Genomic DNA, 21,228 nt, shown 5'->3' on the forward strand with positions numbered 1-21,228 from the left:
TTCCAAAGTCATGAGTGCAGAAGAACCACAGGACGGCTCTCCGGAGGAGGAAGAGGACCTCCGTTACTTCATCCGAATTGGTCAGACCGACCTTGACGGAACGAAGACGGTAGAGCGCAGTCTGACGGACATGAAGGGTATCGGCAAGCGCACAGCGCGCATCATCGCCGACGCCGCGGAAGTGAACCGAACGGCGCTGTTCGGTAAGCTCCCCGAAGACGAGATCGACTCCGTTGTCGATGTCGTCGAGAACTTCGAGGACCACGCCCCCGAGTGGATGGCAAACCGACGGAAGGACTTCTTCTCCGGTGAGACCGACCACATCACGGGTTCGGACCTCGAAGAAAAGCGGCGGCATGATATCAACCGCATGAAGATGATCAGCTCCTACAAGGGCGTTCGACACCAGCGCGGCCAGAAGGTTCGCGGCCAGCGGACGAAGTCCACTGGACGTACCGAAGGCACCATCGGTGTCAACGTCGAGGAGATCAAGGAGGCGCAGGCTGAAGAATGACGACGGGTAACAACACCAAGTTCTACGAGACCCCGAACCACCCGTTCCAGGGCGAGCGTATCGCGCAGGAATCGGACCTCCTCTCTCGGTACGGTCTCAAGAACAAGGAAGAACTCTGGCGCGCGCAGTCCGAACTGCGCAACCTCCGCCGCGAGGCGCGACGCCTCCTCGGCGAGGCCCAGGGTGACGTCGAAGAGGCCGAGTCGCTCGGTGCCGAGTTCATGGCGCGCATGCGCCGCTACGGCATCCTCTCTGCGGAGGACGACATCTCCCAGACGCTGCGTCTCGACGTGACCGACATCCTCGAACGTCGGTTCCAGACGGTCGCCTACCGCAAGGGGCTCGCACAGACGCCCCAGCAGGCCCGTCAGTTCATCGTCCACGGTCACGTGGCCGTCGGCGGTGCTCGGACGACCGTCCCCTCCCGCAAGGTCGAGGTCGACGAAGAGGACACCGTGGCGTTCGACGAGACGTCGAAGCTCGCGGACGAACTGCACCCTGAGCGCGCGGAGGCCCAAGAATGAGCGAATCCGAAACCGGTGACAAGTGGGGCATCGCCCACGTTCACGCATCGTTCAACAACACGCTCATCACGGTGACTGACATCACGGGCGCCGAGACGATCGTCAAGTCGTCCGGCGGTTCCGTCGTCAAGCAGAACCGTGACGAGGCATCTCCGTACGCGGCCATGCAGATGGCAGAGAGCGTCGCCGACCAGATTAAGGCGGCCGGTATCGCCGGTCTGCACGTCCGCGTCCGCGGTCCCGGTGGCAACGGTAACAAGAGCCCCGGACCCGGCGCACAGGCAACGATTCGCGCCCTCGCTCGCGCCGGTCTCGAGATCGGTCGCATCGAGGACGTGACGCCGATTCCGCACGACGGAACTCGCGCGCCGAAAAACAGCCGACTCTAACACACCATGGTAAACGACTTCCAGGTCGAGTTCATCGAACGCGAAGACCGACGCGCCCGTTTCGTCGCGCGCGGTCTGACCCCGGCGCTAGCCAACGGCATTCGCCGGGCGATGGTCGCCGACGTGCCGACGTTCTCCATCGAAACCGTTCGGTTCGTGGAGAACACCTCGGTCATGTTCGACGAGATGATCGGGCTTCGTCTCGGTCTGGTTCCGTTGACCACGCCTCTCGACGACTTCGAGCCCGGTGACACCGTCACCGTCGCGCTCGAAGTCGACGGGCCGGCAACCGCCTACTCCGGGGACATCGAATCCGCGGACGACATGGTCGTCCCGGCGGACGAGAACATCCCCATCATCGAGCTGAAGGAGGGCCAGCGCCTCGAGTTCGAGGCCGACGCCGTCCTCGGCTACGGAAAGGACCACGCCAAGAACCAAGGCGGGGTCGCCGTCGGCTACCGACACCTCCAGCGCGTGGAGGTCGTCGGCGACGCCGGCGAGTTCGATGAACAGGAACCGAACATCCTCCGCGGCGTCATCGAAGAGGCCGCGGCGGAGCACGCCGAGGGGGACGCCGAAGACGGCGACCTCGTCGCGACGGAGACGTTCGGGAACGACCTGACGGAGCGGTACCCCGGTAAAGAGGTCGAAGTACACGACGTGCCCGGAGCGTTCGTCTTCAGTGTGGAGACGGACGGTTCGTTCGACGTCGACGAGCTCGTGACCCGCGCAGTCGCCTCCTTGGGTGACCGCGCGGCCGAGCTCGAAGAGAAGGTCGCACTGTAAGAATGAACACTGCCCCGTCTCAACACCGACGTTCGCCCGCCCCGCGAGGGGTCACGACCACCGATAGCGTGGCGTGTGACTCCCTCACGGCGGCGGGTCGGACCGAAGGTGTTTTTACGGGGCATGAAGTACAGCGGAATGCTTGCAGGGATAGCCAAGTCTGGCCAACGGCGCAGCGTTCAGGGCGCTGTCTCATAGGAGTCCGCAGGTTCAAATCCTGCTCCCTGCACTCCGCTTTCTCTCTGGAGGTAGACAATGAGTAAGACGAACCCGAGACTCAACAGTCTCATCGCCGAGCTGAAGGCGGTCTCGCGTGAGTCCGGTGCCAACGTCTGGCAGGATGTCGCGGACCGTCTCGAAAAGCCACGGCGCACCCACGCGGAAGTCAACCTTGGTCGTATCGAACGATACGCTCAGGAAGACGAGACCGTCGTCGTGCCCGGCAAGGTGCTGGGTAGCGGTGTGCTGCAGAAGAACGTCACAGTCGCGGCCGTGGACTTCTCGTCCACCGCTCGAAAGAAGATCGAGCAGGTCGGCGACACCGTGACGCTAGAACAACTCGCTGAACAGAACCCCGACGGGTCCAACGTACGGGTGATCCGATGAGCCTCGCAGAATTCGACGCAGACGTCGTTGTCGACGCTCGAAACTGCATCGTCGGCCGCGTCGCCTCGGAGGTCGCACAGCGCGCCCTCGCAGGGGAGACGGTCGCCGTCGTCAACGCTGAAGACGCCGTCATCACGGGCTCGGAACAGGACGTGATGGCCAAGTACAGAAAGCGCGTCGAAGTCGGTTCGGACCAGGGTCCGTACTACCCGAAGCGTCCCGACCGCATCTTCAAGCGTGCCATCCGCGGCATGCTTCCGTACAAGAAGCCCCGCGGCCGCGAGGCGCTCTCGAACGTCCGCGTCTACGTCGGCAATCCGTACGACGAAGACGGCGAGATGCTCGAAGACACCTCGCTGGACCGACTTTCGAACATCAAGTTCATCTCGCTCGGAGAGGTCTCCGAGAAGCTGGGTGCTAACGTCACATGGTAACGAACACGTCCGGTAAGAAGAAGACCGCAATCGCTCGCGCCACCGTGCGCGAGGGCGAAGGTCGAGTCCGAATCAACTCCCAGCCGGTCGAGCTGGTCGAGCCGGAGATGGCCCGCCTCAAGATGCTGGAACCGTTCCGCATCGCAGGCGAGGACCTCCGCTCGCAGGTCGACATCGACGTGCGCGTCAACGGCGGCGGCGTGGCCGGTCAGGCCGACGCAGTCCGCACCGCGCTCGCTCGTGGCCTGGTGCAGTACCTGAACGACGCGGAGCTTCGCGACGCGTACATGGAGTTCGACCGCTCGCTTCTGGTCAACGACGTCCGCCAGTCCGAACCCAAGAAGTGGGGCGGACCGGGCGCGCGCGCTCGTTACCAGAAGTCCTACCGCTGAGGTGATCTAACCATGATGATTCCCGTCCGGTGTTTCACCTGCGGCACAGTGATCGGCGAACACTGGGACGAGTTCAAAGCCCGTGCTCGCGAGGGAGACGAGGACCCCGCTGACGTCCTCGACGACCTCGGGGTCACCCGTGCTTGCTGCCGGCGGATGATGGTGTCGCACAAGGACCTCGTGGACGTCGTATCTCCCTACCAATGATGCAACGGTACAACCGATACGAGAAGGCACGCATCCTCGGCGCGCGAGCGCTGCAGGTCTCCTACGGTGCACCCGTACTCGTCGATTCGGAACAGACCGAACCGATATTAATCGCCGCTGAGGAGTACGACGCAGGTGTACTTCCGTTCACCGTCAAACGAGAGGGTAAGTGACAACATGACTCGAATCACATCCGTAGCTCTGCGCCGCGTGCTCGACTCCCGTGGAAACCCGACGGTCGAAGCCGACGTGCTCACCGAATCCGGTGGGTTCGGTCGCGCTGCGGCCCCGAGCGGGGCGTCCACCGGCGAGTACGAGGCAATCGAACTGCCGCCGACTGAAGCCATCGCCGCCGCGCGGCGACACGCCGTTCCCCGACTCGTGGACGAGGTCCACGCGGGCAACCAGCGTGAGGTCGACGCGACGCTCCGCGCCGCAGACGGCTCCGAGAACTTCTCGGAAATCGGCGCGAACAGTGCGGTCGCCATCTCGATGGCGGCCGCGAAGGCCGGTGCCGACGTGCTCGGTGCACCCCTGTACCAGCACCTCGGCGGCGCGTTCCGCGGCGACAACTTCCCGACGCCGCTCGGGAACGTCATCGGTGGCGGTGAACACGCCAAGGAAGCGACGAACATCCAGGAGTTCCTCGCCGCGCCCGTCGGCGCGCCGAGCGTCTCCGAAGCCGTCTTCGCCAACGCGAAGGTCCACGCCCGCGCGTCCGAGATTCTCGACGAGCGCGGCGTGCCCGCCGCGAAGGGCGACGAGGGTGCGTGGGCACCGCCGGTTTCGGACGCCGACGCGTTCGAAATCATGTCCGAAGCGGTCTCCGACGTCGAGGACGAACTCGGCTTCGAGATTCGCTTCGGCCTCGACATCGCGGCCTCGGAGATGTTCGAAGACGGCGTCTACCACTACGGTGACGAGACGAAGACGACCGACGAGCAGATCGACTACGTCGCCGAAATGGTCGACGAGTACGACCTCGTCTACGTCGAAGACCCCCTCGACGAGAACGACTACGAGGGCTTCGCGGAACTCACAGAGCGCGTGGTCGACCGCACGCTCATCTGCGGTGACGACCTGTTCGTCACCAACGTCGACCGTCTGCAGGACGGCATCGACGTGGGCGCCGCGAACTCCATCCTCATCAAGCCGAACCAGATCGGGACGCTGACCGACGCGTTCGACGCCGTCGAACTGGCCTCCCGAAACGGGATGGACGCCGTCATCTCTCACCGGTCCGGTGAGACGGAAGACGCGACCATCGCACACCTCGCCGTCGCAACCGACGCGCCGTTCATCAAGACTGGCACGGTGCAGGGCGAGCGAACCGCCAAACTGAACGAACTCATCCGCATCGCGGACGACGCAGTATGAGCGACAACGAAAACGACGCGGTGGAGGTCGCCGACGAGGAACCCGAGACGGAGACCGAAGCGGTCGCCGAGACGGAACCCGCCGAGGCCGCCACCGAAGACGAGACAGCAGAGACCGCCGAGGCGGCCGACGAAGCCGCCGAGGCCGAAGAAGCAGAGCCGGAACCGGCCTTCGACGAGGACGTTATGCCCGACGAAGACGCCGACCTGCTCATCCCGGTCGAGGACTACCTGGCCGCCGGTGTCCACATCGGTACCCAGCAGAAGACCAAGGACATGGTCCGGTTCATCCACCGTGTCCGCGACGACGGGCTCTACGTGCTCGACGTCAGCCAGACGGACTCGCGAATCCGCACCGCCGCGGACTTCCTCGCGAACTACAGTCCGGAGCAGATTCTGGTCACGTCCTCCCGTCAGTACGGTCGCTTCCCGGCCGAGAAGTTCGCCGACGCCGTCGGCGCTCGCGCCCGCACGGGCCGCTTCATCCCGGGAACCCTGACGAACCCCGACTACGCCGGCTACATCGAACCCGACGTGGTCGTCGTCACCGACCCGATCGGTGACGCGCAGGCCGTCAAGGAGGCCATCACGGTCGGCATCCCGGTCATCGCGATGTGCGACTCCAACAACCAGACGTCGAACGTCGACCTCGTCGTCCCGACGAACAACAAGGGTCGACGCGCGCTGTCGGTCGTCTACTGGCTCCTCGCCAACGAGACGCTCGACCGCCGCGGCTCCGACACGGTCTACGCCCTCGAAGACTTCGAGGCCGAACTGTAGTTCGGGACGACATTTCGATTCGACTTTTCTGACACCCGCCCGGTGAGCGGCGGCACGTTCTCTCGGTTCGATAGCGGTGCAGCGACGCCGACCCGAGAGCCGCGCGCGTCGCTCCCGCCGCAAACGGTTTTGTGCGTCGTTCCCATAGCTAACCACATGAGTAAACTCCTCCACCAGCTCACCGTGAGCGAACTCGCTGACCGGGTAGACGCGGGAGAATCGTTCACCGTGGTCGACACGCGACCGCCCGAGAGCTTCGAGTCGTGGCACATCGAGGGCTCGGTTAACGTTCCCTTCCACCCCGTCGACGGACTCGGCGGCGACTGGGATTGGGAGCGCGTCGACGACCTCGCCGAGGAAGGGCCGGTCGTCGCCATCTGCGGGAAGGGGCTGTCCTCTACGTCGTTCGGGTTCGAACTCGCGTCGCGGGGCTACGACGACGTGGAGGTCGTCAAGGGCGGCATGGAAGACTGGAGCAAACTGTACGAGGTGGTCGAACTCGACACCGGCGACGACGACCTGTTCGTCGCGCAGGTCCAGCGGCGCGCGAAGGGCTGTCTCGGCTACGTCGTCGGCTCGCGGTCGGCCCGCGAGGCGGTCGTCGTGGACGCGACGCGGCAGGTCCACGAGTTCGAACTCGTCGCCGCCGACGCCGGCATGACGGTCTCGGGTGTGCTCGACACGCACGTCCACGCCGACCACGTCTCGGGCGGCCGGGCCCTCGCCGACCGACTCGGCGTGCCGTACTACCTCGGTTCGGAGGCGGCGGACCGCGACGTTGCATACGAGTTCACCGCGCTCGACGACGGCGAGACGCTGAGCGTCGGCGACTACGGTATCGAGGCGATTCACGCGCCGGGCCACACCTCGGACATGACGAACTACCTCGTCGACGGTCGGTTCCTCCTCACCGGCGACACGCTGTTCGTCGAGTCGGTCGGCCGGACGGAACTCCAGTTCGGCGACGCCGACGCGGCGACGGGCGCGGAACTCCTCTACGAGACGCTCCACGACACGCTGTTGTCGCTTCCCGACGAGACGCGCGTCCTCCCCGGGCACGTCTCGGTCGGGGCGGACGGGCGCTACGGCGTCGCCGCGCCGGGCGAACTCGTGAGCGCGACGCTCGGCGACCTGCGCGGGGAACTCGACTTGCTGTCGATGGACGAGCAGGCGTTCGTCGACCGGGTGGCCGGAGATACGCCGGAAAAGCCCGCGAACTACGAGCGCGTCATCGCCATCAACACCGGGCGGGCCTCGGTCGGCGACGAGGAGGAGGCGACCGAACTCGAACTCGGACCGAACAACTGCGCCGCCTGAGCCGACCGTCGGACCTCGACTCGCGATTCAGGGCGATTCGGGCCGATTCGGGCCGATTCAGGGGAGTTCCACCACGCCCAGTCGCCCCTCGAACAGGTCGTGGTCGAACCACGCCATGTGGCGGTCGCTGTAGCGAATCTCGGGGCCGAGCGACAGCGAGTTCCGCGCCCGGTCGAGGTCGGTGACGCCGACGAGAAACGCGCACGGTCCCTCGCCGACCGCGTCGATGCGCGCTTCGAGCGCGCCGCCGCCGGGTTCGCACAGGGCGAGCGGCGTGCCGGGGAGGACGGCGAACTCGGAGAACGGCCCGTTGATGTCGACCGGCGAAGGGTAGCGGTGCCGTCGGGCGAACAGCGCCGCGGTCGCTTCGCGGTTGCGGGTGGCGACGACGACGGTGTGGAGTCCGCGGACGGCGGCGTTTCGCGCGGCTTTCGGGACGCGGTAGCTCCGCGGGGTGCGGTCCCGGATGAAGAAGGGGAGCCGCTGGTCCGCGCCCTCGAAGCTCATGTCCCACTCGACGAGGCGGCCGTCCGGCCGAGCGCGGGAGGCCTCGTGCGGACCGTCGACGGGAAGGCCGGCGTCGATGGCGGCCTTGGCGGTGGCGGCGGCGTCGTCGGTCTCCAGACACCACGATGCGGGGCCGGCGTCGGCCGCGAGGTGGTCCGGCCAGAAGCCGGCGTCCGCCGCGTCGGTTCCGAGCGTCGGCGCGATGAGTTCGAGGTACGACCCGTCGGGGAACGGGACGACGGCCATGTGAGTCGTTCCGGTCCCGTGTTCGCCGCCGTAGGTCGGGGTGAGACCGACCTCGTTCGCGGCCGCCCGGAGTTCGTACAGCTCGGTACCACCGAACGCGACGTGGTCGATGGTTCGGTCCATACGCCCCCCACGTTCGACTCGGTATAGTGTTTAGGGGCGTCGTGTCTGCGAATTAGAGGGTTCGTTTCGCCCGACCGAAGCGTTTTGCGTCCGGCCCGCCACGATACAGTATGAACCTCTTTCGGAGCGTCAGAGCGGTCGCGGACGCTTCGGCGACCGGCTCCGGCACCATCGACTGGGACGCCGTCGCCGAGGCCGCGAAAGCCGCGACCGACCCCGGCTCGCTCGACCTCTCGGAGGCGGAGCGAGCGGGGTACGCCGCGGACGTTCGCGACGCGCGCGACCGCCTTTCGACCGTCGCCGAGGTGGAGTTCGACGTGCCCGAAGTCGTCGAAGTCCAGAACCGACACCACTGGATAGACGCGAACGTGGCGACGTTCCGCCGGGTGATGGTCCCGTTCGAGGAACACGGCCCCGCGCTCCTTCCCGGTGTCACCCGCGCCGTCAACACCGGCTCGTTCGCCTTCGTCCTCTCGTTCCTCGGGAACAACGTCCTCGGGCAGTACGACCCGCTGCTCCTCGCCGAGGGCGACGACGACCACGGCCTGTACTTCGTCCACCCGAACATCCGCCGGGTCGCCGACAGCCTCGACGTGGACTACCCGCGGTTCCGCCGCTGGATCGCCTTCCACGAGGTGTCCCACGCCGCGGAGTTCGGCGCGGCCCCGTGGCTCTCGACGCACCTCGAATCGCGGATGCAACGCGGCGTCGACGCGCTCGTCGAAGGCGACATCGACCGCGACGCGTTCCGCGAACTCGACACGGCGATGACCGCCGTCGAGGGCTACGCGGAACTGCTGATGGACCGGGCGTTCGACGACGACTACGAGGACCTCCGCCGGAAGCTCGACGAGCGACGACAGGGCGGCGGTCCCGTCGCGAAGCTCGCGCGGCGGCTCCTCGGACTCGGCCTCAAGCGCCGGCAGTACGAACGCGGCGCTCGCTTTTTCGAGCACGTCGCCGACGAACGCGGCGTCGCGGCCGCTTCGCGAGTGTGGGACCATCCGGAGAACTTACCGACCGACGCGGAATTGGACGCGCCCGAGCGATGGATCGCACGGGTATCGCCCTGAGGAGACTGCAACTCCATCACATGCGTACCCGACACCCGAACCGTGTCCGGGTCGCGCACGCACCTTGGGTAGGACGCCGCGTTGCACCGAAGGCCCAATTCCGGTGTCCCACAGCGTCTTCCGGTGAATAACCAGGTCATTGCCCCTGCCCTGGTTACCGGCGAGAAACTGTCCTCAGAGGACAGATATATACCCTGCGATTCAGTGCCACGCGTTTAATCTGAAATATGTGTTTGTGTTCGAATTTCACAACAGACGATACGTCTAGCGTCGGTTCACCGCGGTGAACTCCTTGGCCCAGCGGCCCAGATACCACGTGAGGACCCCGCCGACGGCCACCCCGGCGAGGAGCGCGATTGCGCTCTGAACGAGCGTCGCTCCGGCTTGGACGGCGACGAGCCCGGCCGACACGCCGACCAACAGGACGAATCCGATTTTGATTCGGTTGTTGGCGAGCCGCGTCTCCTCGTCGCTCATGCTGGAACCGACCATCGTTCCTCCGAAATCGCGCCGTGGGGCGGTTTTCGCGACCGCCCGCGGAATCTATCGTCCATAGCAGTCCATTGGGTTGGGAGGGTTTGAAACCGGTGTCTCACTGGAACCCGCGGTCGACGCCGTCGGACTCGATGAGGTCGTCGAGGTCCGTGGACAGCAGTTCGTCGGCGTCGGCGAACTCGTCCGCGAGGTCGTCGAGGCGGTCGGGCCGGGCGTCGAACTCGTAGTCCATCGGGCCGAACGCCGGGCTTTCGAGCGCCTCCATCACGTCGGTGAAGAAGTCGTCGGCGGTGGTCGGCGCGTCGGCGTGGACTTTCACGGTCTCTTCGAGTCGCCGCGCCATCGATTCGGCCTGCGACTCGTCTTCGGGCGGTTGCTGGACGGCGAACCGGCCGGCGTCGTTCTCGCCGTCGTCGCCGCGCCGGCGCGGGAACAGCGGGTCGAGGTCGTCGTCGATGCGACGGGCGACGCGAGCGCCGACGCCGCGGACCTCGTAGGGGTTCTTCGCGTACGTCTTCAGTTGGTAGACACCGGCGTTCGGATGGGCGAGAAAGAGGTCCTCACCGAGGCTCCGTCGCCGGGTGCCCGCGACGGCCCGCCACGCGTCGGGGTCGCGGCCGCGGCCGTCTTCGACGACCTCCGAGAGGATGTCCTGCCAATCTCTGACGCGCATGGTTGGGCGTACCACGCGGGAGAGAAAGAGCGTGACGGTCGGGGAGAGTCGCGCACGCGAACCGCGCGGGACTCACACCCCACCGACGGCTATTTGGCCGCGCCTCACCGACGGTTCGGACGTGAACCTTCGCGGTCCGCTCGTCGAGGTCGGCGAGCCGCGTGACGTCGAAACGAAGTACGGCGAGCGGTCGCTGGCGGAGGTGACGCTCCGCCCCGAGCGCGGGACCGGAGACCCCGTGACCGTCACCCTCTGGGGGAAGTGGACCCACGCCGCCGAACACGCCGAACCGGGGATGGACCTGCTCGTCACCGACGCCGAGGAGTCCGAGTACCGCGGCGAGACGACCTATTCGACCGGCTCGGAGTCGTTCGTCGTCGTCGAACCCGACTTCCTCGTCGACGTGACCGACATCCGCTCGTGGGTGCAGTGCTCGCGGATGTACTACCTGAACAAGCTCTCGGGTATCCCGCTGAACTACCCGGTGGTGAAAGGGACCATCGTCCACGATGTGTTCGGCGACCTCCTCCGCGGCCGCGACCTCGACTCGTCCATCGACGAGCGCATCGACGAGCGCGGCCTCGAACTCGGCCTGCTCGGCCGCGAGGTCGACGAGGTCGCGGACGAGGTCCGCCGCAACGCCGCCGCCATCGAGGGCTGGCTCTCGCAGGGCGTCCTCACGGACGAAGACGAGTGGCGCTCCGAGTACACGCTCATCTCGCCGACGTTCGGCATCAAGGGCCGCGCCGACGCCCTCCGCCGAGGGTCGCCCGTCGAACTCAAGACCGGCAAGAACCTCAACCGCGACCCGCGGTTCCAGGACAAGATTCAGGCCGCCTCCTACGCGCTCATCCTCGAAGAGCGGGGCGTCCCGGTCGACACGGGGACGCTCCTCTACACGAAGAACACGACGCTCGACCGGACCGAGGAGTCCGGCGACCTCTCGCCGGCGAAGGACTTCTCCATCGGCCGCGGCCTCCTCGAGTTCGTCGTCCGCACCCGCAACGAAATCGCGGCGATGGAACACGACGCGTCGGTGCCGACCGGCTACGAGGTGAACTCGAAGTGCGAGTACTGCTTCGAGAAGGACACCTGCATGGTCGTCTCCGGCAGACTCGACCAGGAGTCGAAAGCCGGCGCAATCGGGAATCCGGTCCCCGAGGAGGAACGCGACTACTTCGACCGCTTCTACCGCGCCGTCGAGGAGGAGCGACGAGCGGTCCACAAGGAGTACCGCAAACTCTGGGACCAGAGCGCCGAGGAGCGCGCCGACGACGACCGGGCGCTCATCGGCCTCGAACCCATCGGCCAGACCGAGCGCCCCGACGGCACGTGGGAACTCCGGGCGAAGCAGACCGACGACGCGGTGTCGAAACTCCGCGCCGGCGACGTGGCGCTCGCCAGCGACGGCCACCCCGTCGAGGGGCACGCCGAACTCGCGCGCATCGTCGAACTCGGCGACGAAATCGTCGTCACGACCGACGAACCCGTCCCGCTCCGCCGCCTCGACGTGTACCCCTCCGAACTCACCGTCGACCGCCTGCTCACCGCGCTCCACGACGCGGTGCTCAAGGGCTCGCCCGACCGCAAGGACGTGCTGTTCGACCGCCGTGACCCCGACTTTTCGGACCGCTCTGCGGGCCGCACGTTCATCGACAACAACGACGCGCAGGACGACGCGGTCCGCCTCGCCGTCGACGCCGACGACCTCGCGCTCATCCACGGGCCGCCGGGGACGGGCAAGACCTACACCATCGCCCGGACCATCCGCGCGCTCGTCGAGGACGGCAACCGCGTCTTGCTCTCGGCCTTCACGAACCGCGCGGTCGACAACGCGCTGGAGGCCCTGCGCGACCAAGGATTCGAAGATATCGTCCGCGTCGGCACCGAATCCGGCGTCCGCGAGGACATGCAGGACGTTCGGCTCTCCCGGAGCGGCGACCCGAACGCGCTCGCCGCCGCTCTCCACGACGCGCCGGTCGTCGCCGCGACCACCGCCTCCTGCGGGTCGCGCGTGATGCGCGAGCAGTCGTTCGACGTGGCGCTCGTCGACGAGGCGTCGCAGATAACCGAACCGGGCACGCTCGCCGCCGTCAACCTCGCAGACCGGTTCGTCCTCGTCGGCGACCACAAACAGCTTCCGCCGGTCGTCCGCGCCGAAAACGACCTCCAGAAATCGCTGTTCCAGCGACTCATCGAGACGTACCCGGACGCCTCGGTCATGCTCGACCGCCAGTACCGCATGTCCCAGCGGATTCAGGCCTTCGCCTCCAAGGAGTTCTACGACGGCGCGCTCCGCCCGGCCACGGGCGCTGTCGCGTCTCAGCACCTCCGCGACCTCGGCGTCGACACCGCGGACCTCCCCGCGGAACTTGCGGACCAAGTCGCCTTCGTCGACCCCGACGGCCGGCGCGTCGGCAACACGAACCCCATCGAAGCCGACCGCGTGGCGGAGGTCGTCGCCGCCTACGAGGCCGCCGGCGTCGACGCCGACGACATCGGCGTCATCGCGCCGTTCCGGGCGCAGGTCGCAGAAATCTCCCGCAGAACCAACGCGACCGTCGACACGGTCGACCGGTTCCAGGGCTCCTCGAAGGAGGTCATCGTCGTCTCCTTCGTCGCCACCGGCGACTTGGACGGCCCGCTGTTCGAGGACCACCGCCGCATCAACGTCGCCCTGACGCGGGCGAAGAAGGCGCTGTGTCTCGTCGGCGACGCCGACGCGCTCGAATCCGACCCGTTCTACGACCGGATGCTCGCGTGGGCGCGCCGGTAGGTCGTCTCGGCGGCGCACCGACCGTCGGCCCGCCGCCCCGCCGACTCGCCGACCCGTCGCCCGTCAGTCCACGTCGATGCCGAGGTCCGCCTCGTCGTCGCCGATTTCGGCCTTGACGCGCTCGTGGAACTCCCGGAGCGCCGCGCTCTCGTCTTCGGCGAGGACCACGTCGCTCGCGGTCAGCGTGGCGAGGCCGAACGCCCGCGGCGTCGGCGACGAGACCTGGTGGCCGACCACGTCCACGTCGCCCGTTTGAATCGCCGCAACCGCGTCCTCGATGGCGGCGAGGTTGAGTTTGTCTTCGAGGATCTCACGGTAGGTCTCTTCTATCACGGCGAACTCGTCGAGGTCCTGTGCGAACGACAGCAGCATCTCCGAGGAGACCTGCTGTTGGGCGGCGGACTTCTCGTAGCCCTTGTAGCGCTTGAGAATCATGAGCGAGCGCGTCGCGTTGATGCGGAAGTAGCGCTTCAGGAGGTCGGTCCCGTCGAGGGCGGCCCGCAGGTCGGCTTCGACTTCCTCGGGTGTCAGGTCGCGGAGGACGCCCGCGAGGTCGACTTTGCGGTTGAGCGGCATCGAGAGCGAAAAGCCGTTGTCGGCGACGGCGACCTGCACGTTCGCGTTCGTCCGGCGGGCCGCGTGGTACGCGAGGAGCCGCGAGAGGCCGTCGTTGAACCGCCGGCCGTAGGTGCAGTGGACGTAGAAGTGCCGGCGGTAGGTGTCGCGGTCGAGTTCGGTCTCCACGACGAGTCTGTCCGGAGTCGCCACGCTCTCGGGGCCGGCGTACCTGACCTGCTCGTCGAACATCCGCGTGACGGCGCGGACGCTGTTCTCGTCGAGCGGGAACTCCCGGAGCCACGACCTGACGGCGGGCGCGCCGCCGGCGTCGAGTCGGTCCACGAGGTCGGCCTGGAACGCCGCGAGTTCGCGGCCGAGGTCGTACGAAAGCGGCAGGCGCTCGGAGAACCACGAGGGGACCGTCGGGCGCTGTGCGGTGCGGTCGACGTACACCTTCGACCCGCGGCGGTAGCGGTACGCGAAGTGGTCGCCGCCGAGGACGAACACGTCGCCTTTCTCCAGCGTGTCGAGGTAACCCTCGTCGAGCGTGCCGACCCACTGGTCGGCCCCGCGGACCAACACGTCGCAGGTAAACGAGTCCGGAATCGTGCCGATGTTGGTCATGTAGATGACGCGGGCCATCCGACCGCGCTTGCCGATGAGGTGCTCGCCGACGGGGTACTCCTCGTAGTGGTGTTCGCCGTCCGGCGGGTCGTTGGTGTCGCGCCAGATTTTCGCGTAGACGTTCTTGTCTTCGAGACCGTCGTAGTCGGCGGTGAGATAGCGGAACAGGCGCTCGAAGTCGTCGTCCGAGAAGTTCCGATACGGGTAGGCCCGCCGGAGCGTCTCCCGCAGTTCCGACTCGGGGCGAATCGCGTTGATGGCCATCCCGTACACCTGCTGGGCGGCCACGTCGAAGGCGTTCTCGGGGATGAACACCCGGTCGACGAAGCCAGACTCGGCCTTCGAGAGCATCACCGCGCACTCGACGAGTTCGTCCCTGTCGAGGGCGATGACGCGCCCTTCGACCGTCTGGCCGAGCTGGTGGCCGGCCCGACCGACCCGCTGGAGGAGCGCGGCGACGGATTTGGGTGAGCCGACCTGCACGACGAGGTCGATGTGGGGCATGTCGATGCCGAGTTCGAGGCTCGTAGAAGTTGTGACGACGCGTAACTCGCCGGCTTTCAGCTTCGACTCTATCTCCTGTCTGCGCTCTTTCGAGAGGCTCCCGTGGTGACAGCCGGAGTTCGACTCGTCGATGTCGTCGAACCCCTCGCGGAGGTTGTGGAGGACGCGCTCCGCGCCCGACCGCGTGTTGGTGAACACGAGCGTGTTCGTGTGCGAGGCGACGAGGTCGTGCAGGCGGTCGTAAAACCGGCTCTGGACCTCGCTTCGGGGCGTCCGAATCAGGTCGTCGGTCGGACACTCCAGCTGCACGTCGAAGTCGCGGACGAACCGCGTGTCGACGAGTTCGTAGTCGCGGGGCTCGCCGTCCTCGCGGCCGACGAGGAACTCCGCGACCGTGTCGAGCGGTTCGACGGTGGCCGAACAGCCGATGCGCGTCGGCGACGACTCGGCGAGGTCCTCCAGCCGCTCTAACGACACCGACAGATGAGTGCCGCGTTTGTTCTCCGCGAGGCTGTGAATCTCGTCGACGACGACGTACTCGACGGTTCGGAGCTTCTCTTTGAACTTCGGCGAGTTGAGCAGAATCGCCAGCGTCTCGGGCGTCGTGTTGAGGATGTGCGGCGTCTCCGAGAGCATCTTCTGGCGGTCCGCCGAGGAGGTGTCGCCGTGGCGGATGGCGTGTCTGATGTCGACCGTCTCGCCGCGGTCGGCGGCGATGTCGGCGATGCCCTCTAACGGCTCGGTCAGGTTCCGGTGGATGTCGTTGGCGAGCGACTTCAGCGGCGAGACGTAGAGGCAGTACACCGAGTTGTCGAGGCCGTCGGGCGACTCGCGCTCCCGGCGGAACAGCTCGTTGATGATGGCCGTGAAGGAGGCGAGGGTCTTGCCCGACCCCGTCGGCGCGCAGATGAGGGCGTTGTCGCCGTCGTGGATGCGCGGGATGGCCCCGCGCTGGGGCGGGGTGAAAAAGCCGCCGTTGCCGGGGACGAACTCCCCGAACCGGTCGACCCACCACTCCTGGACGGCGGGCTCCAACAGGTCGAGGACGTCCTCGTCGGCGACCGTCACCGACTCGGGGTCGAACTCGTAGTCGCCGCCTCTCGACGCGAGAAGCGAGCGGCCGCGCCGGGTCATTACCTCGGGGTTAGCCTGCGCGGGTATGAGGGTTGTGCCCGCGGCCGAGCCAGCGGGCGCAAGGACTAACGCCGCCGCCGTGGTATCTCGGCGCATGCGCGTCACGTTCCTCGGAACCGGTAGTGCGATGCCCGTCACCGGCCGCGCCCAGACCGGGCTCCTCCTCGAATCGGACAGCAACGCCCTCCTCGTGGACTGCGGGTCGGGCGTCCTCGCCCGACTCGCGGAGACGGAGGTCGGCTACGAGGGCGTCTCGTCTGTCCTCCTCACGCACCACCACCTCGACCACGTGTCGGACCTGATGGCGCTCGTGAAAGCCCGGTGGCTCGCCGGACAGGACCGACTCGAAATCGTCGGCCCCGAGGGAACCGAGGACCTCGTCGAGGGGCTGTTCGACGTTCACGACTACCTAAAGGGACGCCTCGACGTGCAGGTTCGGGAGGTCGGGCCGACCGAGTTCGGCGTCGCCGGCTTCGACGTGATGGGGTTCGAGGTCCGCCACTCGATGCCGACGCTCGCCTACCGCTTCAGCAACGAGCGGGGCGAGGCCGACTTCGTCTTCTCGGGGGACACAGAGGCGTTCTCCGCCCTCGGCGACTTCGCCGACGGCGCGAGCGTCCTCGCGCACGACTGCTCGTTCCCGGACGACGTGGACGTGTCGAACCATCCGACGCCGTCGCAGGTGGGCGAGGCGCTCGCCGGCTGGGACATCGATTCGGTCTACCTGACGCACCTCTACCCGCACGCCGACCGCGTCACCGACGACCTCCGAGCGAGCGTGAGCGAACGGTTCGACGGCGAGGTTCGGGTCGCAAAAGACGGCTTGGTCGTCGAACTCTGAGTTCGAGTCCGACTATTCTCCGCGGATGACGGTCCCGGGCGACTCGCCGGCGACGAACGCCGACAGCCCCTCGGGGCCGAAGACGTGCGCCGGCGCGCCGAGCGCGAGCAGTTTTCTGACCTTCGCGGCCATGCCGCCGGTCACGTCGGTCGACTCCGACCCGCCGAGCGCGTCGGCCGCGTCCGCGAACGCCGTAATCTCGGGAATCACGTCGCCGCCGGCGTCGAGGACGCCGGGGACGGTCGAACAGAGCCCGACGCGGTCCGCGCCGAGTCCGGACGCGAGCGACACCACGAGGTCGTCGCCGCTGACGATGGTCGCGCCCTTGCCCGCGTGCGCGATGACATCTCCGTGGAGGACCGGGACGAAGCCCTCGTCGAGCATCGTCTCGGTCGCCGCGAGGGGAAGCGACAGCGAGCCGTCGGCCTCGCGCGCGCCGGCCGAGAGCGGATGGACCGGCAGGGCCGAGACGCCGCGGTCCGCGAGGGCGTCGAGGACGGCGTCGTTGAGTCGCTTCATCGCGTCGTGGATGGCGCGCACGCCGCGGGCGTCGTGGCTTCCGGACTCCGAGGAGACGCCGTGTTCGGCGGCGTGGTGGTGGCCGAAGCTCCCGCCGCCGTGGACGACGACGATGCGGCCCGACTCGGCGAGGGTCGCGACCGCGTCCGCCGCGGCCGCCAGTCCCTCCTCGTCCACCGTCTCCGGTTCGTCCTTGTCGGTGACGACGCTCCCGCCGAGTTTGAGGACGACGAGACTCACGCCGAGTCCTCCCCGTCTCCGTCGCGCTCGGGGTCCGTTTCTGCCTCTGCTTCCGCGTCCGCTTCGGGCGGGACCTCGACTCTGACGCCCTCGGTGGCGAGTTCGGCGCGGAAGGCGTCCTCGCAACCGGGGGTGAACCGGAGCGCGGTCTGGGTCTCGGGCGTCGGGTCGAGAGAGACGATACAGCCGCCGCCGCCCGCGCCGGTCAGTTTCGCGCCGTACGCGCCGGCCTCGCGGGCGGCCCACACCATCGAGTCGAGCGAGCGCGAGGAGACGCCGAGGGCTTCGAGCAGGCCGTGGTTGAAGTTCATGAAGCGGCCGAGTTCCGAGAGGAGCTCCTCGGGCGGTTCGTCGGCGTCGGGGTCCGACTCGGCCAGCAGTTCCTCGCCCCGGCGGACGATGTCGCCGACGGTCGAGACCGTGTCGGCGGCGAAGTCGTACTCCTCGCGGAGCGCGCGGACGCCGGAGACGAGCGCGCCGGTGTCGCCCGCACCGCCGTCGAAGCCGATGACGAACGGGAGGGGCGGCGCGTCGATGGTCCGGCAGTCGTCGCCCTCGACGCGGACGGCCCCGCCCATCGCGGAACAGAAGGTGTCGGCGCGGGAGGCCTGTCCGTCCTGGACCTCGTGTTCGGCGCGGTAGGCGCGTTCTGCGATTTCGCGGGGCGCGAGTTCGACGCCGAGTTCGCGGGTCGCGGCGTCGATGCCGGCGACGACGACCGCCGCGGAGGAGCCGAGGCCGGCCCCGAGCGGGATGTCGCTTTCGACGGTGATGTCGAAGCCGGCGTCGGGCGCGTCGGCGGCCTCGCGGGCCTGGTCGACCGCGGCGTCGATGTAACCCATCGCGGCCTCCACGAGCGGTGCCGGAACGTCCACGTCGGGCCGGTCGCCGGTCGAGCCGCGGTACTCGACGGTGAAGCCGTTGAGACTCAGGTCCTCGGCGCGGACGCGGACGTGGTCGTCGTCGCGAGCGGCGACGGTGACGGTCGCCCGGCGCTCGACCGCGCAGGGGACCGCCGGTTCGCCGTAGACGACTGCGTGCTCCCCGAACAGGTACACCTTGCCGGGAGCGCTCGAAACGGTCATACCCCGGAGTTGCTACGGGATTCGCTTAAGGGTATCCGACCGCGGCCGAACCCGGCGGTGGTCGTCGGTGGGAACGGTCGCGGAAAAACGGTGTTCGGAGCCGCCGGCTTAGGCGTCGATTTCGACTTCGTCTCGCTCCTCGTCGTCGAGGTCGGCCAGTTCGTCGAGGTCGTCGCCGCCGCCGCGGATGTAGCGGACCGCCGCGGCGATGCCGACGAGGAGGACGAACCCGACGAGCAGCGCCATACCGGGGCCGCCGCTCGACTCGGATTCGTCGGTCTCGTCGGCGTCGAGCTCCGCGTCGTAGTCGTCGTAGTCGTCGTACGATTCGTCCTCGGTTTCGAGTGCCGCCGCCTCGTCGCCGCCGCGCTTGGAGAGGAGCGGCGCGCTGTTGGTCGGGCTGAACTCGAAACCGTCGTGCAGGTGGACCTCGAAGAGGGTGAAGTCGGCCATACCCATCAGTACGCTCACAAGATGGATATGCCTTGTGGCGACGGGACGACGCGGGTCGCCGTGAGACGCGACGACCTCGCCCCGCGGTGACACCCGGTGGGGTGTGCTGGATTCGCTGTGTTCTTGTTCCGCCGCCCGCGAATCTCCCGTATGGACGACGACCGACGCGCCTTCCTCGAAGACCTGCTCACCACACCCAGTCCGTCCGGCTACGAGGTCGCCGGCCAGCGCGTGTGGGTGGACTACGTCTCGCAGTTCGCCGACGACGTGACGGTCGACGACTACGGCAACGCCGTCGCGGTCCACGAGGGCACCGGCGAGGGCCCCGAAATCGCCTTCACCGGCCACGCGGACCAAATCGGCTACATCGTCCGCGACATCGACGACGACGGCTTCGTCCGTATCGGTCCCATCGGCGGCGCGGACCGCACCGTCTCGAAGGGCCAGCACGTGACGGTCCACGGCGACGGCGGCGACGTGGCCGGCGTCATCGGCCAGACCGCCATCCACCTCCGTGACGTGGGAAGCGAGGAGTACGACGACCTCGAAGAGCAGTTCGTCGACATCGGCGCGACGAGCAAGGGCGACGCGAAGGACCACGTCGAGGTCGGCGACCCAGTGACGGTCGAAGCGCGGGTCCGCGACCTCGCGGGCGACCGGGTCGCGGCCAACGGGATGGACAACCGCGTCGGCACCTGGTCGGCCGCGGAGGGCCTCCGCGCCGCCGTCGAGGCCGACGTGGACGCGACGGTGTACGCCGTCAGCACGGTTCAGGAGGAAGTCGGCGTGCAGGGCGCGAAGATGGTCGGCTACGACCTCGACCCCGACGCGATGGTCGCCGTCGACGTGACCCACGCGACGGACAACCCCGACGTGCCCGGCAAGCGCAAGGGCCCGGTCGAACTCGGCGAGGGGCCGGTCGTCTCCCGCGGGAGCGCGAACCACCCCAACGTCGTCTCGCTCGCCCGCGACGCGGCCGGGGACGCCGACATCGGCGTCCAACTGCAGGCCGCCGGCATCCGCACGGGAACCGACGCGGACGCCTTCTACACGAGTCGCTCCGGTATCCCCTCGCTCAACATCGGCATCCCGAACCGCTACATGCACACGCCCGTCGAAGTGGTCTCCACGAGCGACCTCGACGACGTGGCCGAACTGCTCGGGTCGATGGCCGCGCTCGCGGGCGACGTGGACTCGTTCGGCGTCGAACTGTAGGCGGGCGGACGGCGCCCCCGCGCTGTGCGTAGTTGTCGCACACGCCTCCGGGCGAAAGAAAACCGTTAAAAGTCGCCACACGGTGTTTCCACGTATGGCTGGAACTATCGAAGTACTCGTTCCCGGCGGGAAGGCGAACCCCGGTCCGCCGCTCGGCCCGGAACTCGGCCCGACCCCCGTCGACGTGCAGGACGTCGTCAACGACATCAACGAACAGACGGCTGCCTTCGACGGCATGGAAGTCCCCGTCACCGTCGAGTACGACGACGACGGCTCGTTCAGCATCGAGGTCGGCGTCCCGCCGACGGCCGCCCTCATCAAGGACGAGGTCGGATTCGACACCGGCAGCGGCGAACCCCAGAAGAACTTCGTCGCCGACATGTCCATCGCACAGCTGAAGAAGGTCGCAGAGCAGAAGTCCTCTGACCTGCTCTCGTACGACCTCAAGAACGCCTCGAAGGAAGTCGCCGGGACGTGCGCGTCCCTCGGCGTCACCATCGAGGGCGAAGACGCCCGCACGTTCAAGCAGCGCATCGACGGCGGCGACTTCGACGACCACTTCGACGACGAGTAATCGTCTCGGAACCGTCTCGGCGGTTCGAACCGCCCTTTCCGTCGGGCCGAGTCGACTCGGCCCGCTTTCTTCTCTCCACGGACCCGACTCGACCCGGAGCGACTCGACCGTCGACGACCGCACATTGCTCGCGTGCTCGCCAGTTCGCATGTGTGGCTGTGGCACGCGAAACCCCCGAATTCGGGGGTTTCGGCTCCCGTGGTTCGACGGACTTAAGTTGAGCCTACTCGTCCTGCCGGACGAGGCAGGCAGTAGCCTGTTTC

Annotated in this window: 24 protein-coding genes and 1 tRNA gene; 18 read left to right on the forward strand and 7 right to left on the reverse strand. The window is 67.6% G+C overall.

Translation table 11 applies throughout. From position 1 onward, the window contains the following. Positions 1 to 10: 10 nt before the first annotated feature. From C5C07_RS09795 to C5C07_RS09855, 13 genes are all read left to right on the forward strand, one after another. Complete coding sequence (locus tag C5C07_RS09795; RefSeq protein WP_004969358.1) at positions 11 to 514, forward strand: 30S ribosomal protein S13; 504 nt, start codon at positions 11 to 13, stop codon at positions 512 to 514. Next, positions 511 to 1,038 (forward strand): 30S ribosomal protein S4, encoded by a 528-nt coding sequence (locus tag C5C07_RS09800; protein WP_004974516.1) that lies wholly within the window; start codon positions 511 to 513, stop codon positions 1,036 to 1,038. Before C5C07_RS09795 ends, C5C07_RS09800 begins: the two co-directional genes overlap by 4 nt. Beyond that, positions 1,035 to 1,427: a 30S ribosomal protein S11 gene (locus C5C07_RS09805; protein ID WP_004043027.1), complete on the forward strand. Its 393-nt coding sequence runs from the start codon at positions 1,035 to 1,037 to the stop codon at positions 1,425 to 1,427. Before C5C07_RS09800 ends, C5C07_RS09805 begins: the two co-directional genes overlap by 4 nt. 6 nt (positions 1,428 to 1,433) lie before the next feature. Next, entirely contained in the window at positions 1,434 to 2,213 is a 780-nt protein-coding gene (locus tag C5C07_RS09810; RefSeq protein ID WP_004974519.1) for a DNA-directed RNA polymerase subunit D, read from the forward strand. A 144-nt stretch (positions 2,214 to 2,357) separates the two neighbouring features. Continuing rightward, positions 2,358 to 2,442, forward strand: a tRNA-Leu gene (locus C5C07_RS09815). 26 nt (positions 2,443 to 2,468) lie between these two features. Further along, positions 2,469 to 2,819, forward strand: coding sequence for a 50S ribosomal protein L18e (locus C5C07_RS09820; protein WP_004043025.1), 351 nt, complete (start codon positions 2,469 to 2,471; stop codon positions 2,817 to 2,819). Beyond that, entirely contained in the window at positions 2,816 to 3,253 is a 438-nt protein-coding gene (locus C5C07_RS09825) for a 50S ribosomal protein L13 (RefSeq protein WP_004974520.1), read from the forward strand. Before C5C07_RS09820 ends, C5C07_RS09825 begins: the two co-directional genes overlap by 4 nt. Continuing rightward, positions 3,247 to 3,645, forward strand: coding sequence for a 30S ribosomal protein S9 (locus C5C07_RS09830; protein ID WP_004043023.1), 399 nt, complete (start codon positions 3,247 to 3,249; stop codon positions 3,643 to 3,645). Before C5C07_RS09825 ends, C5C07_RS09830 begins: the two co-directional genes overlap by 7 nt. Before the next feature lie 12 nt (positions 3,646 to 3,657). Further along, positions 3,658 to 3,852, forward strand: a complete 195-nt coding sequence (locus C5C07_RS09835; protein ID WP_004061330.1) for a DNA-directed RNA polymerase subunit N — start codon at positions 3,658 to 3,660, stop codon at positions 3,850 to 3,852. Beyond that, a complete protein-coding gene (locus C5C07_RS09840; protein WP_004043021.1) occupies positions 3,849 to 4,025 on the forward strand; it encodes a DNA-directed RNA polymerase subunit K in 177 nt (58 codons plus the stop codon). Before C5C07_RS09835 ends, C5C07_RS09840 begins: the two co-directional genes overlap by 4 nt. Positions 4,026 to 4,029: 4 nt before the next feature. After that, on the forward strand, positions 4,030 to 5,229 hold the full coding sequence (gene eno / locus C5C07_RS09845; RefSeq protein ID WP_115805002.1) for a phosphopyruvate hydratase: 1,200 nt from the start codon (positions 4,030 to 4,032) through the stop codon (positions 5,227 to 5,229). Further along, positions 5,226 to 6,008 carry a 30S ribosomal protein S2 gene (gene rpsB / locus C5C07_RS09850; protein ID WP_004974538.1) on the forward strand — a complete coding sequence of 261 codons (783 nt, stop codon included), beginning with the start codon at positions 5,226 to 5,228 and terminating at the stop codon, positions 6,006 to 6,008. The genes eno and rpsB overlap by 4 nt, the downstream gene beginning before the upstream one ends. A gap of 156 nt (positions 6,009 to 6,164) precedes the next feature. After that, positions 6,165 to 7,325: a rhodanese-like domain-containing protein gene (locus C5C07_RS09855; RefSeq protein WP_115805003.1), complete on the forward strand. Its 1,161-nt coding sequence runs from the start codon at positions 6,165 to 6,167 to the stop codon at positions 7,323 to 7,325. 57 nt (positions 7,326 to 7,382) lie between these two features. Here the strand turns inward: C5C07_RS09855 and C5C07_RS09860 are convergent, their stop codons facing one another. Beyond that, a complete protein-coding gene (locus C5C07_RS09860) occupies positions 7,383 to 8,201 on the reverse strand; it encodes a VOC family protein (protein WP_004974542.1) in 819 nt (272 codons plus the stop codon). A gap of 110 nt (positions 8,202 to 8,311) precedes the next feature. On the opposite strand from C5C07_RS09860, the gene C5C07_RS09865 reads away from it, so the two are divergent. Next, on the forward strand, positions 8,312 to 9,274 hold the full coding sequence (locus C5C07_RS09865) for a zinc-dependent metalloprotease (protein ID WP_004974543.1): 963 nt from the start codon (positions 8,312 to 8,314) through the stop codon (positions 9,272 to 9,274). A gap of 264 nt (positions 9,275 to 9,538) precedes the next feature. Here C5C07_RS09865 and C5C07_RS09870 read toward each other — a convergent pair whose 3' ends face one another. Beyond that, complete coding sequence (locus tag C5C07_RS09870; protein WP_004974550.1) at positions 9,539 to 9,766, reverse strand: hypothetical protein; 228 nt, start codon at positions 9,764 to 9,766, stop codon at positions 9,539 to 9,541. Between the two features lie 100 nt (positions 9,767 to 9,866). Then, positions 9,867 to 10,442, reverse strand: coding sequence for a hypothetical protein (locus C5C07_RS09875; RefSeq protein ID WP_050459777.1), 576 nt, complete (start codon positions 10,440 to 10,442; stop codon positions 9,867 to 9,869). A 121-nt stretch (positions 10,443 to 10,563) separates the two neighbouring features. Between C5C07_RS09875 and C5C07_RS09880 the strand changes: the two genes are divergently transcribed. Next, positions 10,564 to 13,218, forward strand: a complete 2,655-nt coding sequence (locus tag C5C07_RS09880) for an ATP-dependent helicase (RefSeq protein ID WP_115805004.1) — start codon at positions 10,564 to 10,566, stop codon at positions 13,216 to 13,218. A 63-nt stretch (positions 13,219 to 13,281) separates the two neighbouring features. Here the strand turns inward: C5C07_RS09880 and C5C07_RS09885 are convergent, their stop codons facing one another. Further along, positions 13,282 to 16,038 carry an ATP-dependent helicase gene (locus C5C07_RS09885; protein WP_115805005.1) on the reverse strand — a complete coding sequence of 919 codons (2,757 nt, stop codon included), beginning with the start codon at positions 16,036 to 16,038 and terminating at the stop codon, positions 13,282 to 13,284. Between the two features lie 94 nt (positions 16,039 to 16,132). Here C5C07_RS09885 and C5C07_RS09890 point away from each other — a divergent pair, with 94 nt between their 5' ends. Beyond that, the gene (locus tag C5C07_RS09890; protein WP_004974559.1) at positions 16,133 to 16,879 is read left to right on the forward strand and encodes an MBL fold metallo-hydrolase; all 747 of its coding nucleotides are present in this window, start codon (positions 16,133 to 16,135) and stop codon (positions 16,877 to 16,879) included. A 12-nt stretch (positions 16,880 to 16,891) separates the two neighbouring features. Here C5C07_RS09890 and C5C07_RS09895 read toward each other — a convergent pair whose 3' ends face one another. From C5C07_RS09895 to C5C07_RS09905, 3 genes are all read right to left on the reverse strand, one after another. Further along, positions 16,892 to 17,638: an isopentenyl phosphate kinase gene (locus C5C07_RS09895; RefSeq protein WP_115805006.1), complete on the reverse strand. Its 747-nt coding sequence runs from the start codon at positions 17,636 to 17,638 to the stop codon at positions 16,892 to 16,894. Then, positions 17,635 to 18,723 (reverse strand): mevalonate kinase, encoded by a 1,089-nt coding sequence (gene mvk / locus C5C07_RS09900; RefSeq protein ID WP_115805007.1) that lies wholly within the window; start codon positions 18,721 to 18,723, stop codon positions 17,635 to 17,637. The genes C5C07_RS09895 and mvk overlap by 4 nt, the downstream gene beginning before the upstream one ends. 108 nt (positions 18,724 to 18,831) lie before the next feature. Further along, positions 18,832 to 19,176: a hypothetical protein gene (locus C5C07_RS09905; protein ID WP_050459771.1), complete on the reverse strand. Its 345-nt coding sequence runs from the start codon at positions 19,174 to 19,176 to the stop codon at positions 18,832 to 18,834. Between the two features lie 150 nt (positions 19,177 to 19,326). On the opposite strand from C5C07_RS09905, the gene C5C07_RS09910 reads away from it, so the two are divergent. Together C5C07_RS09910 and C5C07_RS09915 are read left to right on the forward strand one after the other, a co-directional pair. Then, entirely contained in the window at positions 19,327 to 20,391 is a 1,065-nt protein-coding gene (locus C5C07_RS09910) for a M42 family peptidase (protein ID WP_004974569.1), read from the forward strand. A 94-nt stretch (positions 20,392 to 20,485) separates the two neighbouring features. Next, the gene (locus C5C07_RS09915; RefSeq protein WP_050459770.1) at positions 20,486 to 20,965 is read left to right on the forward strand and encodes a 50S ribosomal protein L11; all 480 of its coding nucleotides are present in this window, start codon (positions 20,486 to 20,488) and stop codon (positions 20,963 to 20,965) included. Positions 20,966 to 21,228: the final 263 nt, after the last annotated feature.

Source organism: Haloferax sp. Atlit-4N (assembly GCF_003383025.1).
GTDB classification, from domain to species: domain Archaea; phylum Halobacteriota; class Halobacteria; order Halobacteriales; family Haloferacaceae; genus Haloferax; species Haloferax gibbonsii.

Bases quoted from the DNA above. Each gene is read 5' to 3' on its own strand.
- C5C07_RS09820 (WP_004043025.1), top strand. From the start codon at position 2,469: ATGAGTAAGACGAACCCGAGACTCAACAGTCTCATCGCCGAGCTGAAG.
- eno (WP_115805002.1), top strand. From the start codon at position 4,030: ATGACTCGAATCACATCCGTAGCTCTGCGCCGCGTGCTCGACTCCCGT.
- C5C07_RS09915 (WP_050459770.1), top strand. From the start codon at position 20,486: ATGGCTGGAACTATCGAAGTACTCGTTCCCGGCGGGAAGGCGAACCCC.
- rpsB (WP_004974538.1), top strand. From the start codon at position 5,226: ATGAGCGACAACGAAAACGACGCGGTGGAGGTCGCCGACGAGGAACCC.
- C5C07_RS09890 (WP_004974559.1), top strand. From the start codon at position 16,133: ATGCGCGTCACGTTCCTCGGAACCGGTAGTGCGATGCCCGTCACCGGC.
- C5C07_RS09910 (WP_004974569.1), top strand. From the start codon at position 19,327: ATGGACGACGACCGACGCGCCTTCCTCGAAGACCTGCTCACCACACCC.
- C5C07_RS09905 (WP_050459771.1), bottom strand. From the start codon at position 19,176: ATGGCCGACTTCACCCTCTTCGAGGTCCACCTGCACGACGGTTTCGAG.
- C5C07_RS09855 (WP_115805003.1), top strand. From the start codon at position 6,165: ATGAGTAAACTCCTCCACCAGCTCACCGTGAGCGAACTCGCTGACCGG.
- C5C07_RS09835 (WP_004061330.1), top strand. From the start codon at position 3,658: ATGATGATTCCCGTCCGGTGTTTCACCTGCGGCACAGTGATCGGCGAA.
- C5C07_RS09875 (WP_050459777.1), bottom strand. From the start codon at position 10,442: ATGCGCGTCAGAGATTGGCAGGACATCCTCTCGGAGGTCGTCGAAGAC.
- mvk (WP_115805007.1), bottom strand. From the start codon at position 18,723: ATGACCGTTTCGAGCGCTCCCGGCAAGGTGTACCTGTTCGGGGAGCAC.
- C5C07_RS09800 (WP_004974516.1), top strand. From the start codon at position 511: ATGACGACGGGTAACAACACCAAGTTCTACGAGACCCCGAACCACCCG.
- C5C07_RS09860 (WP_004974542.1), bottom strand. From the start codon at position 8,201: ATGGACCGAACCATCGACCACGTCGCGTTCGGTGGTACCGAGCTGTAC.
- C5C07_RS09885 (WP_115805005.1), bottom strand. From the start codon at position 16,038: ATGACCCGGCGCGGCCGCTCGCTTCTCGCGTCGAGAGGCGGCGACTAC.
- C5C07_RS09840 (WP_004043021.1), top strand. From the start codon at position 3,849: ATGATGCAACGGTACAACCGATACGAGAAGGCACGCATCCTCGGCGCG.
- C5C07_RS09810 (WP_004974519.1), top strand. From the start codon at position 1,434: ATGGTAAACGACTTCCAGGTCGAGTTCATCGAACGCGAAGACCGACGC.
- C5C07_RS09795 (WP_004969358.1), top strand. From the start codon at position 11: ATGAGTGCAGAAGAACCACAGGACGGCTCTCCGGAGGAGGAAGAGGAC.
- C5C07_RS09870 (WP_004974550.1), bottom strand. From the start codon at position 9,766: ATGGTCGGTTCCAGCATGAGCGACGAGGAGACGCGGCTCGCCAACAAC.
- C5C07_RS09830 (WP_004043023.1), top strand. From the start codon at position 3,247: ATGGTAACGAACACGTCCGGTAAGAAGAAGACCGCAATCGCTCGCGCC.
- C5C07_RS09825 (WP_004974520.1), top strand. From the start codon at position 2,816: ATGAGCCTCGCAGAATTCGACGCAGACGTCGTTGTCGACGCTCGAAAC.
- C5C07_RS09865 (WP_004974543.1), top strand. From the start codon at position 8,312: ATGAACCTCTTTCGGAGCGTCAGAGCGGTCGCGGACGCTTCGGCGACC.
- C5C07_RS09805 (WP_004043027.1), top strand. From the start codon at position 1,035: ATGAGCGAATCCGAAACCGGTGACAAGTGGGGCATCGCCCACGTTCAC.